This window comes from Caproiciproducens sp. MSJ-32, assembly GCF_018918055.1.
Classification (GTDB): Bacteria; Bacillota; Clostridia; order Clostridiales; family Clostridiaceae; genus Clostridium.
Window position 1 is genome coordinate 36,357 of record NZ_JAHLPS010000027.1, and the last position, 11,834, is coordinate 48,190.

The window sequence follows — 11,834 nt, forward strand, 5'->3', positions numbered from 1 at the left end:
TATCAATTGACTAAATTGCCCAATTTCCATTTAAAAAGATTTGAATTTTTTCTCCATCCTTATTTATTCCAGTAATATTTAAGTCTTCAGTTCCTATCATAAAATCTTCATGAATAATAGAATCATTAGCACCCTTTGATAACAATTCCTCTTTTGTCATATTTTCTCCATTTTCAATGTTGATAGGATATGCAGCTCCAAAGGCTAAGTGACAGGATGCATTTTCGTCAAATAAGGTATTATAGAAAATTATATTTGATTTTGATATTGGAGAATCATAAGGTACAAGGGCAACCTCTCCTAGGTAACTAGCACCTTCATCAGTTTCTAACATTTTTTTTAGGGTATCATAGCCTTCTTCAGCAGAAAAATCAACAACCTTACCATTTTTAAAAGTTAACTTAAAATTATTTATAATGTTACCACCATATATTAGGGGTTTAGAAGAGACTACAGTACCATTTACAGCATCTCTTTTTGGCATTGTGAATACTTCTTCAGTAGGCATATTGGCATTAAATTCTAAGCCGTTATAACAATATTCTGAACCTCCACTCCAAATATGATCAGCAGGTAATTCTATAGTAAGGTCGGTACCTTTATTATTGGTATAATGAAGACTTTTAAATTTTTGATAATTTAAGAAGTTTAATTTTTCATGGAGTTTAGAATTATGTTCATCCCATGCTTTTATTGGATCTTCTTCATAGAGTCTAACAACTTTAAATATTTGATCCCATAATTTATTAACAGCCTCATCAGCAGAAGCGTTATTAAATACTTTTTTAGCCCATTTTTCAGTAGGAACTGATACAACTGTCCAACGTATTTTATTAGACATTGAAAGTTCATAATATTCCTTTAAGGCTTTTGAACGGGCTTGTTGATAAGCAGATACCTTTTCAGCAGGCACACCTTTATAGGCATCTGGGTCAGAAGCTGATATCGATATTACACAGCAGCCTTCTTTAGCATATTTATTGTAAGATTCTGAAAACCACTCAGGTATATTTGATAAAGTTTCAATAGAGGCATTTTCTAATGTAAGTCTTTGTATAACTTGATCAGAATAACGCACTATAACTTCCTTTGCCCCTTCTTTATAGGCTTCTTCAGTAATTACCCTTGCAAATTCATAGCATTCAATAGGAGTATTTATCATAAGTACTTGATCTTTTTGAAGATTAACTCCTTTTTTTACAGCTAGTGATGCATATTTTTTTAGCATATTTTTAATATCCATATAAATCACCTCATTTTATCATTTATTAATATTTTTACATATTGCAATAAAATAGTCTAGTAGAAAATGCTAAGGTATAATTTACCTTGAGATTAAGAATAATTATTAATATAATAAATTGAGAAGTTTACAGTAAATCGTTAAAAGTTAAAGTCAAAGCAGTATTTAAAATCAGGGTATTAAAATATAGAATATTTTTAGTTAAAGAATTATAAAATATTAATTTTTATTTAATGTTATAATATAAAGAAAGATAGTATAATTGAAATATTAAAACATTAAGGATATTCCTTAATTTGGAGGGAAAGATGGAAAGATTATTAATTTTAGATACTAATTCATTATTAAATAGAGCTTTTTATGCTATACCAGATTTAACAACATCTGAGGGTATTCATACAAATGCAGTTTATGGATTTTCTAATATGCTTTTAAAAATGAAGGAGGAATTAAAACCTGATTATATAGTAGCGGCTTTTGATAGAAAAGCTCCAACCTTTAGGCATTTAGAATATAAGGATTACAAAGCTGGAAGAAAGAAAATGCCAGAGGAACTTGTAGAGCAATTTCCTATAGTAAAAGAGTTATTAAATTTACTTTCGATTAATATTTATGAAATAGATGGTTTTGAAGCAGATGATATAATAGGTTCCCTAGCAAAATTTGCGGAAAAAAATGGAATAGAGGTTTATATAGTAACAGGAGATAGAGATGCTCTTCAATTAGCTTCAAAAAATATTAATGTTGTAATTACAAAGAAGGGAGTTACAGAAACAGCTATATATAATGAAGAAAAATTCATTGAGGACTTTGGGGTAACTCCAACACAATTTATTGATGTTAAGGGATTAATGGGGGATAAATCAGACAATATTCCGGGAGTACCAGGAGTAGGAGAAAAGACTGCATATAAGTTGATTCAAACCTATGGTTCTATTGAAGGAGTATTAAATAATATTGATAATATATCAGGGAAAAAGATTAGGGAAAATCTTGAAACTTATAGGGAACAAGCAATTTTTAGTAAAAAATTAGCTACAATAATGATTGATGTTCCAATAGAATTTGATTTAGAAGAAATAAAAAATAAAGATAGCTATAATCTTGAAGGATTAAGAAAATTTATTTATAAATATCAATTAAAATCATTATTAAAAAGAATTCCAGAAGTGGAAGAAGGGAAAAATGAAGCAAATGAAAATATAGAAGTAAAGGAAATTGATAATTATGAAGGTTTTATGGAAATTGAGAAGAATTTAGAAGGAAGCTGTTATATTATTTACAACGCTCTAAATAAAGAAAGATATTCTAAAATTGAATTAGAAAAATTATATATAAAAAATAAAAATAAGGTATATTTAATAAATTTTAAATATATATTTCAAGGAAATAGTTCTATAGTAGATATATTAAAATCTATTATGGAAAATGAAAATTTAATAAAAATAATTCATGATGGAAAAGCTTTAGTAACTATATTAAATAAGCTAGATATAAAGATTAAGAATTTTAAATTTGATACTGCTATTGCTGCTTATTTAATTGATTCAGCAAAATCATCTTATGATCTTTCTACTTTGATAAGTGAGTATTTACTTGAAGAAATATCAGGAAATGAAGAGAATCAAAAAATAAAAAGCTGTTTTAAATTAGATAAAGTTTATAAAGTTTTAGAAGAAAAAATAAGGGAAGAGAATATGGAAGATCTTTATTATAAGATTGAGCACCCATTAATATTTGTTCTTTCTTCTATGGAATCTATAGGATTTAATGTAAATAAAGAAAAATTAAATGAACTTGCAATTAAATTTAAAGAAGAAATTTATAAAACAGAAAAGGAAATCTTTGCTTTAGCTGAAGAAGAATTTAATATAAATTCTCCAAAGCAGTTGGGAAAAATATTATTTGAAAAGCTAGATCTGCCTGTTATTAAGAAAACAAAAACAGGTTACTCCACTAATGCTGATGTTCTTGAAAAGCTGCAAGATAAGCATGAAATAATACCTAAAATAACATATTATAGGCAAATTACAAAATTAAATTCAACTTATGTTGAAGGTCTAAAAAATGTTATTGATGAAGATGGTCATATTCATTCAAGTTTTAATCAAACTGTTACTACAACAGGCAGACTATCTAGTACAGAACCAAATCTCCAAAATATTCCAATAAAATATGAAATGGGTAGAGAAATAAGAAAGGTATTTATTCCAAATGAAAAGGGAGATTTATTGTTATCTTGTGACTATTCCCAAATTGAGCTTAGAGTTTTAGCTCATATGGCAAATGATGAAAATATGATAGATGGTTTTAAGCATCATAGTGATATTCATAGAAAAACGGCATCAGAAGTGTTTAAAGTTCCAATTGAAGAAGTAACGCCATTAATGAGAAGTAGAGCTAAGGCAGTAAATTTTGGTATTGTTTATGGAATAAGTGATTTTAGTCTTGCCCAAGATTTAAATATAACAAAAAAAGAAGCAAGTAAATATATGGATATATATTTTGATAGATATCCTAAAATTAAAGAATATCTTGATAATACAATTAAAGAAGTAAAAGAAAAAGGATATGCATTAACCATATTAAATAGAAGAAGAGCAATACCAGAATTAAAATCTTCAAATAAAATTGTAAAGGCTTTGGGAGAAAGGCTTGCTATGAATGCACCAATTCAAGGAAGTGCAGCAGATATTATTAAGTTAGCTATGGTCAATGTTTATAATAAAATAGAAGAAATGAATTTAAAAAGCAGAATTATATTACAGGTTCATGATGAACTTATTTTAAATGTAAAAAGAGATGAACTTGATACTATAAAAACTTTAGTAAAAGAGGAAATGGAAAATGTGCTAGAGCTTAGAGTGCCATTAGAAGTTGATACAAATATAGGTGAAACTTGGTATGATGCGAAGTAGGAGGTATTTACTTAAATGATTAAAATTGGGCTAACAGGAGGAATTGGATCAGGTAAGAGTACAGTATCTAAGATGTTTCAAGAAAAGGGAATTAAAGTGATAGACGCAGATCTAATTGCTAGAGAAGTGCTTGTAAAATATCCAGAAATACTTGATAGAATAAGAATTGATTTTGGGGAAGCCTTTTTTGACTGGAAGGGAGAGTTTAGGAGAAAAGAATTTGGAAATCATATTTTTAGATTTCCAAAGCAAAGAAAAAAATATGAAGATATAATAATTCCTTATATTAAAAAGGAAATTTATAATGAATTAGAAAAATATGAAAAATCTAATGAAAAAATAGTAATATTAGATGCGCCTACTTTAATAGAAAATAATCTTCATAAGGATATGGATTTTGTTATTTTAGTATGGGTAGATAATAACACTCAAATAATGAGAATAAAAAATAGAGATAAATTATCAAGGGAAGATATATTAAACAGAATTAATTCGCAAATTTCTTTAGATAGAAAAAAGGATTATGCTAATATAAGAATTGTTAATAGTAAGGAAATTTTAAAAACAAAGGCGCAAGTTGATAAAATATCAGATTTTTTAAATATAATTTAAAGTAAGGAGTTGCAATGAAATTTAGACGAGTATTAACAATTCTTATATTAATTTTAGTTGGATATTTTAGTACTATATTTATTATGAAAAATTATATATTTCCTTATAAGTATTCAACATATATAGAAAAGTATAGTGAGGAATTTAATGTGGATCCTTACTTAGTTTTAGCCGTTATAAAAGCAGAAAGTAATTTTAATGAAAAAGCTGAATCCAAAAAAGGAGCTAAAGGTTTGATGCAAATAATGGATAGTACAGGAGAATGGGCAGCCAAAGAATTAGGAATAAATTATTTTTTACCTTCTATGCTTTTTGATGAGGAATTAAATATAAAGATGGGATGTTGGTATTTAGCCAATTTGGAGGACGAATTTGGAAGTATTGATTTAATAATAGCAGCTTATAATGGCGGAAGCGGAAATGTAAATAAGTGGCTAAATGATGAAGATTTCTCTTCGGATGGAGAAAGCCTTGATTATATTCCTTTTAATGAGACTAAGAAATATGTAGATAGAGTTAAGGTATACTATAACATATATAAATATCTTTATGAAAAATAAAAAATATTAAATAGAATTTTTATTGAATAGGTATCAGAGAATATTTCTTGGATAATAGAGTTTTGTGATTAAATGATATTGCCAATATCTAAGTTCTGATACCTATTATTTTTTTATATAAGTTATTTTGTATATTTTTTACTCTTTTTCTTTACAGAATAGCCAAAAGAGCCTAGGGCTTTTTGATTAATACCAAAGTATTCACCGTGATTATAGCAAATTAAGTTAGCCTTATTAAAGCAGATCCTACCTTTTTCATCTATTATAGTTTCATCTACTTTTATATTAATAACATCTAATAAGAATAAATGGTGGCTTCCAAGAGGGATAATTTCTTTAACTTTACATTCTAAAGCAACAGGAGATAATTCTAGTGAAGGAGTTTCAATGGAAGCTCCCTTATTTAATTTATAGCCGAAATGCTTTATTTTATCAATTTTCCTTCCTGAAGTAACTCCGCAGTAGTCTAGAAATTTAACCATATTTCTTGTTGGAAGATTAATAACACATTCTCCACTTTCTTTTATATACTCGTAGGAAAGACGTTCTGGTCTAATACCCACTGCAATAATTGGTGGTTTTGTACATACAGTACTTATCCAGCCTACAGTAAAAGCATTTACTTTGTTTTCCTTATTTTTACTAGTAATAAGTACAACTGGAGTAGGGTTTAGCATAACACTACCTTTAAAATTAAGTTTTTTCATAAACATTTCTCCTTTATTATGTATCATATTGGATTATAACACAAAAATGCTGATTCGCAACATGAGTTACGAATCAGCAAAAATAACAGTTTAGCTTTTCAGCTTTGTAAAAATAATTCTAAATTTTATATTTTGAATTATAAAGGATTTTAATATCTTCTTCTCCTTCTTCTTTTTCGTATATTAACTATTTTAATTATGAATATTATTAAAGCTATTGTAATAACTATAATTAATAAAGCTAATAGGTATAAAGCTATATTGGCTTTTATTAAGTCAAAGGCAGATAATTTAACTGAAGCTGATACTTCTTCACTATATAATCCAGATGAATAAGTTAATTTAAGATCATCTTCACCAGCTAATTTCCATGCATTTTTTTCTTCACCATTGTAGGAAATAGATGCATGTTCATCGTTATAAGAATTTTTATAATAATTTACATCTGTATTTAAGATTAAAGGTGCAGTAACTGTTTTTTCAGGTCCGAAAAATCTGAAGCTTTTATAAGTTAAATCAATTGTTCCTATTTCTTCTCCAGCATTTTTATAAATTTGTTTATCTGTTGAATAACTATAATCTGCAATTTTTTCAGTATCTTTAAATACATTAAGACCATCTAGGCCATACTCAGATTTTAATACTACAGTAACTAATTGTCTGCCATTTCTTTCATAGAACCCAACAAAGCAATGACCTGCTTGTTCCTCGGTTCCTGTTTTTCCTCCTATATTACCATTTTTACCAATAACTTTATTTCTAAATTCTATAAGCATTGTTTGATTTCCTAAAGCTATAGAAATATTTCCGGATTTAGGAGCAATAGTTTCGCGTATCCAATCATTTTTAAAGGCTTCTATTGCAATTACTGCTAAATCATAAGCGGTAGTTTGATTTATGTTAGTATTGGAAGGATTTAAAGGATCTATTTCTAAGCCTGAAGGATTATAGAATTTTGTGTTTTTAAGGCCCAAAGCTTGAGCTTTTTCATTCATCATTTTAACAAATTCATCAACAGTACCAGCAACATTTTCTGCCATTAAATATGCAGTATCATTTGCAGAGTATATCATAACTGCTTTCATTACATCATCAGCAGAAATTCGATCTCCTACTTTTGCATTTATAAAGTTGTTTAAAGAAGTTTCTGTAATTTTTTTAGCTGTTTCTGTATAAGAAATAATATCTGATTTATTTTTATTTTCTGCAAATAATAGGGAAGTCATTAATTTTGTTGTACTAGCCGGTGACATTATGGCATCGGCGTTTTTTGAATAGATAACTTCTCCTGTTTCTATGTCCATAGTAATTGCAGCTTCTCCAATTATTTCAGGCTCATTAATTGAAATTTCTTCGGCTTTAATACTAGTAAAGCTGCTTATAAAAGGAGTAGTTAATGATATTGCAAGTGCCAAAGATAAATTTCTTAAAAAATGTTTTCTTCTCAATTTTATTTCCTCATTTCTAATCTATAATTTTTGTTTTAGTAATAGAAAAATTTATTTAGACAATCTTTTTATCATTACTTCTTTAGCTTTATATTCAATTGTATCGTCAATTTTTTCAAGAGAAATGCTTTCTCCGTATTTTTTTGAAAGAGCAATGCTTAAGAATCTGTCAGCTAGCTCTGGATTTTTTGAAAGTAATGAATGGAAATAGGTACAATAGGTGTTTTTATATATACAACCTTCATATTTATCTTCGCCATTATTTCCATATCCATATATACATTTACCTAGTGGTTTTAAACCATTAGTATATGTTCTTCCTGAATGATTTTCAAAACCTACATAAGTTTCATCAAAATCTTCATTATAAATGATAGTATCACCTATAAAGCGGGTATCTCCCCCCTCAGTATAAATATCAAGAACTCCAAGACCTTCAATTTTTTCGCCATTTGGAGCTGTATAGTATTTACCTAAGAGCTGATAGCCTCCACATATAGCAATTAGTACCTTTTCATTTTCTATATATTTAATTAAATCTTCTTTTTTTGTAGTATTTAAATCTGATGAGACAATGGATTGTTCGAAGTCTTGCCCACCGCCAAAAAATAATATATCAATATTATCTATATCAAGTTTATCATTTATTGAAGAATTAATAATATTAACCTTTATTCCTCTTTTTTCAGCCCTATATTTGAGTATTAATATGTTGCCAAGGTCACCATAAACATTAAGCAGATCAGGATATAGATGACATATATTTAATTCCATTTTTAAGCCTCCCATCTACCATAAATTATTAATATATCCTTGAGAATGCAGATATTTTCTATAATTAATCATAGCAGTATATGTTGCTAACACATAAATTTTATTATTAGGACTAGTTTTAAGTTTTTCTGTTAGTTTTTCAAAAGTTTCTTCAATAATAAAATTATCTGTATTTAATCCAGCAATTTTAAGTCTTACTGCCATATCATAAGCCCTTATACCTGAGATTAAAATTGTATCCATATTAAGATCTTTTAATTTTTCAAAGTCTACATCCCAAATCCAAGATATATCAGTTCCATCTGCATAATTGTCATTAAGTAAAAATGCAGCATCAAAGGAAGCTTTGTTTAAACAAAGAGTTTCTAGGGCCTGGTTATATCCAGCCGGATTTTTAACAAGGATTATTCTTACTTCCTTATTTTCAATTTTTATTGTTTCTTGTCTTCCAAAGCTGGAACTTTGATTTTCAAGGGATTTTTTTATATATTCTTCATTGATGTTTAACTCTTTAGCAATTGAGAAAGCACAAAGAGCATTATAAATATTATATGTTCCAGATTGACTGATAGTAATATCTAAATTATTTATTCTAACACAGGAACTATCAGGTGACAAATCATATATTTCGTTTACTGCATACTTTAATTCTGCACGTTTAAATCCGCAATTTGGACAATAAAAATCCCCTAAATGATTATAAGTTATATGATTATACTCATAAGGAGATTTGCAGAATTTGCAAAATTTTGCATCAGCATTTATATCTATTTCCTTATTGTCATTTATTTTTGCATTAAATCCATAATAAACGGTATTATTTTTTACATCAAGTCTTCCCAATAAGGATTCATCACCATTTAAGACTAAAGTAGTATTTGGTGATAATTCAATTCCTTCTAAAATTTTAGCTAAAGTCGTATAAACTTCCCCGTACCTATCAAGTTGATCCCTAAATAAATTAGTAACAGTTATAATTTCTGGAGATAAGGAAGCTGTTATGTATTTTAAATTAGCTTCATCTACTTCAATAACTGCATAAGTATCTTTAATTTTACTAAAAAATTTATAGTTATCAATAAAAGTTGTAACTATTCCAGGAAATAAATTAGCTCCTGTATTATTTGTAATTACTTTTTTTCCACTTGCCTTAATGATGTTATAAATCATATTGGTAGTTGTTGTTTTACCATTTGTACCAGTAACTAAAATTATTTTATATCCTTTGGATACTTTTTTTAGAATATTTTTATCTATTTTTAAGGCGACCTTTCCTGGAAAAGTGGTTCCTCCTTTTAATAAAGTTTTTGTTAAAAAAATTGTAATTTTTGAAGCTAATATGCTAATAAGTGTTTTTATGTTAATTTTTTTCACCACCTTATATAAATATTTAATATTATGACAAATATAACAAAAAATAATCAATAAAAGATTTTTTCAATATGAATAGTATATCATAAGTTTAAATTCTTACAAATAATCATATAATAAGAATTTATTAAAAAATAATAATAAAAGAAAATAAAATTACAATTGAAAGTAGAGAAAATTACAAATGAACAAAAAATATAAAAAAATATAATTCAATAAGTAAGGAAAATTGTCTTACTTTATCAGAATTAACAAACAATTTAATAGATATTAGTAAAATAGATACGGAAGATTTAGAAGCAAATTTGGAAGCAGATAATATTGTAGAATTTATCGAGGATTATTTATTAAATCTTTCAGATTATGTAAAAAGTAATGGAATTGATTTAATCTTTGATACAAATGAGGAAGAGGTAATTATCTGTTTTGATAAGGAGATGATGAAGAGAATAATTTTAAACCTAGTATCTAATTCCATAAAATTTACTAATAAAGGTGGATGTATTTTTATTAATATTAAAAGCAGTAAAGACAGTGTAATTATTGAATTTAAAGATAATGGAATTGGAATGAGTGAGGAATTTATTGCTAAGGCTTTTAGTAAATATTCTATGGAAAATAGAAGTGAAGTAAAGAATGGAGGATATGGACTTGGGTTATATGTAATATATAATCTTGTTAAAGCTCAAAAGGGTGATATTGAGTTAAAAAGTACTTTGGGCAGGGGATCCACTTTTATTATTAGGTTAAATAAATGAAAGGTGAAGTAAATGATAAATTACAAATATATTTATAGAAATAATGGTATAATGGTCTGGGTTTTTATTTCAATAATATTTCTGTTATCTATAATAAATTTTGCTTTTGAAGTTAGTATTGAATATAACTTTATAGAAAGGGTAATATGTTTAGTTATATCAATTTTAATGTGTATAAGCATTAAAGTTAAAAATAGAAATAAGTTTTTTGGGTTTTTAAAGAGTTTAGGGACAGGATATATTTATATAGCGATTTTAAGATTTATAGAATTAAAATACTTTTGGAATCAAAATTTCTTTGAAATAAGTTTAAGTTTTAATCAATTTATTACTTATCTTGAGCTGCTTAATATTTTATTATGTATGCTTATTAGCTGTAATAAAATATCTGAAAAAATTAAACAATTTATTATGATAATGAGTTTATTAATATTTTGTTCAGTTTTAATATTTTTTAATGGTAAAATAATTTTTCTTCATTATCATAGTATTTCACAAGTGTTAATAAATGAAATTATATTATATATATTATCAATTTCAATAATATATATATAAGAAATTTGAATTTAATACTAAGCATAAATGGCTTCTCTTTTATAATTTATTAATTATATTAAGTAATAGCTTATTTATTTTATCTCTTTATACTAGAGAGGAATTATTATTTTGGTCTGGAATTACTAAAATAATTTCCTATTTTATTGCATATGATAAGTTGGAATACACCTTATTATTTAGTAATTTTTTAAAAGCTTACAATAAGTTAGAGGAATCTAAAAAGAAAGAAATAGAGCTTTATAAGGAACTCAGAAAAAGGGAAAGAGCATTAAAAGAAATAAATACCATATTAGAAAAAAATGAAAATATTTACCATAATTTAGTAAGATATTTTTCAGATGAATTGTTAGTTTTTGAAGATGATATTCTGATTTCTGCCAAATATTTAAATGAAAATAAGAACTTAGTAAATAATTTAATAAATTATAATAAAGAAGAAAATGAATACTTAAAATTAAATTTTAAAAATATACTTTATGAAAGATATAATATAAAATATGATGATATTAATAATTTAGATAATTTTAATCAATATGTTAAGATAAAAACTAATAATGGAGAAATAAGAAAGTTAAAAATTAACTTAATAGAAATAAATGAAATTAAAAAAGCATTAGTTGTAAATGATGTAACAAATATTTTAAAGAGAAGAGATGAAATTATAAAGATAGATATAAAAATTCAATATGAAAATATGAAAGATGAGTTTTATTCGAATATTTCTCATGAATTAAGAACTCCAATAAATGTTATTTATTCAGCTCTTCAATTAAAAGATCTATATATTGATAAAGTTGATTATGATAAAATTGTTTCATATAACAAAATAATAAAACAAAATTGCTTGAGACTTGTTAGAACAATAGATAATTTATTACTATCAAT

General features: G+C 26.0%; 11 protein-coding genes. 6 read left to right on the forward strand and 5 right to left on the reverse strand.

Translation table 11 applies throughout. From position 1 onward, the window contains the following. Positions 1-10 precede the first annotated feature (10 nt). On the reverse strand, positions 11-1,243 hold the full coding sequence (locus KQI16_RS03230; RefSeq protein WP_216432179.1) for an aminopeptidase: 1,233 nt from the start codon (positions 1,241-1,243) through the stop codon (positions 11-13). Positions 1,244-1,551: 308 nt separating this feature from the next. Between KQI16_RS03230 and polA the strand changes: the two genes are divergently transcribed. Genes polA through KQI16_RS03245 form a run of 3 tightly spaced genes read left to right on the forward strand, consistent with a single transcriptional unit; the run spans position 1,552 to position 5,333 of the window. Beyond that, entirely contained in the window at positions 1,552-4,161 is a 2,610-nt protein-coding gene (gene polA / locus KQI16_RS03235; RefSeq protein ID WP_216432181.1) for a DNA polymerase I, read from the forward strand. Between the two features lie 15 nt (positions 4,162-4,176). Continuing rightward, positions 4,177-4,773 (forward strand): dephospho-CoA kinase, encoded by a 597-nt coding sequence (coaE, locus tag KQI16_RS03240; protein WP_216432183.1) that lies wholly within the window; start codon positions 4,177-4,179, stop codon positions 4,771-4,773. A 14-nt stretch (positions 4,774-4,787) separates the two neighbouring features. Then, positions 4,788-5,333 (forward strand): lytic transglycosylase domain-containing protein, encoded by a 546-nt coding sequence (locus tag KQI16_RS03245; protein WP_216432184.1) that lies wholly within the window; start codon positions 4,788-4,790, stop codon positions 5,331-5,333. A gap of 122 nt (positions 5,334-5,455) precedes the next feature. On the opposite strand, the gene KQI16_RS03250 is transcribed toward KQI16_RS03245, so the two are convergent. From KQI16_RS03250 to KQI16_RS03265, 4 genes are all read right to left on the reverse strand, one after another. Next, a complete protein-coding gene (locus tag KQI16_RS03250) occupies positions 5,456-6,040 on the reverse strand; it encodes a flavin reductase family protein (RefSeq protein ID WP_216432185.1) in 585 nt (194 codons plus the stop codon). Between the two features lie 149 nt (positions 6,041-6,189). Further along, complete coding sequence (locus tag KQI16_RS03255; protein ID WP_216432187.1) at positions 6,190-7,488, reverse strand: D-alanyl-D-alanine carboxypeptidase family protein; 1,299 nt, start codon at positions 7,486-7,488, stop codon at positions 6,190-6,192. A gap of 51 nt (positions 7,489-7,539) precedes the next feature. Next, the gene (locus KQI16_RS03260; RefSeq protein ID WP_216432189.1) at positions 7,540-8,262 is read right to left on the reverse strand and encodes a type 1 glutamine amidotransferase; all 723 of its coding nucleotides are present in this window, start codon (positions 8,260-8,262) and stop codon (positions 7,540-7,542) included. Between the two features lie 15 nt (positions 8,263-8,277). Continuing rightward, positions 8,278-9,636: a Mur ligase family protein gene (locus KQI16_RS03265; protein WP_330654131.1), complete on the reverse strand. Its 1,359-nt coding sequence runs from the start codon at positions 9,634-9,636 to the stop codon at positions 8,278-8,280. Between the two features lie 302 nt (positions 9,637-9,938). Between KQI16_RS03265 and KQI16_RS03270 the strand changes: the two genes are divergently transcribed. The 3 genes from KQI16_RS03270 to KQI16_RS03280 form a co-directional block, all read left to right on the forward strand. Beyond that, the gene (locus KQI16_RS03270) at positions 9,939-10,391 is read left to right on the forward strand and encodes a sensor histidine kinase (protein ID WP_216432191.1); all 453 of its coding nucleotides are present in this window, start codon (positions 9,939-9,941) and stop codon (positions 10,389-10,391) included. Between the two features lie 12 nt (positions 10,392-10,403). Further along, complete coding sequence (locus KQI16_RS03275; RefSeq protein ID WP_216432193.1) at positions 10,404-10,946, forward strand: hypothetical protein; 543 nt, start codon at positions 10,404-10,406, stop codon at positions 10,944-10,946. 160 nt (positions 10,947-11,106) lie between these two features. Beyond that, on the forward strand, positions 11,107-11,834 hold a 728-nt coding region (locus KQI16_RS03280; RefSeq protein ID WP_286172855.1), incomplete at its 3' end, for a histidine kinase dimerization/phospho-acceptor domain-containing protein.

Coding starts and splice junctions, on each gene's coding strand:
- KQI16_RS03230 (WP_216432179.1), bottom strand. CDS start 1,243: ATGGATATTAAAAATATGCTAAAAAAATATGCATCACTAGCTGTAAAA.
- polA (WP_216432181.1), top strand. CDS start 1,552: ATGGAAAGATTATTAATTTTAGATACTAATTCATTATTAAATAGAGCT.
- coaE (WP_216432183.1), top strand. CDS start 4,177: ATGATTAAAATTGGGCTAACAGGAGGAATTGGATCAGGTAAGAGTACA.
- KQI16_RS03245 (WP_216432184.1), top strand. CDS start 4,788: ATGAAATTTAGACGAGTATTAACAATTCTTATATTAATTTTAGTTGGA.
- KQI16_RS03250 (WP_216432185.1), bottom strand. CDS start 6,040: ATGAAAAAACTTAATTTTAAAGGTAGTGTTATGCTAAACCCTACTCCA.
- KQI16_RS03260 (WP_216432189.1), bottom strand. CDS start 8,262: ATGGAATTAAATATATGTCATCTATATCCTGATCTGCTTAATGTTTAT.
- KQI16_RS03275 (WP_216432193.1), top strand. CDS start 10,404: ATGATAAATTACAAATATATTTATAGAAATAATGGTATAATGGTCTGG.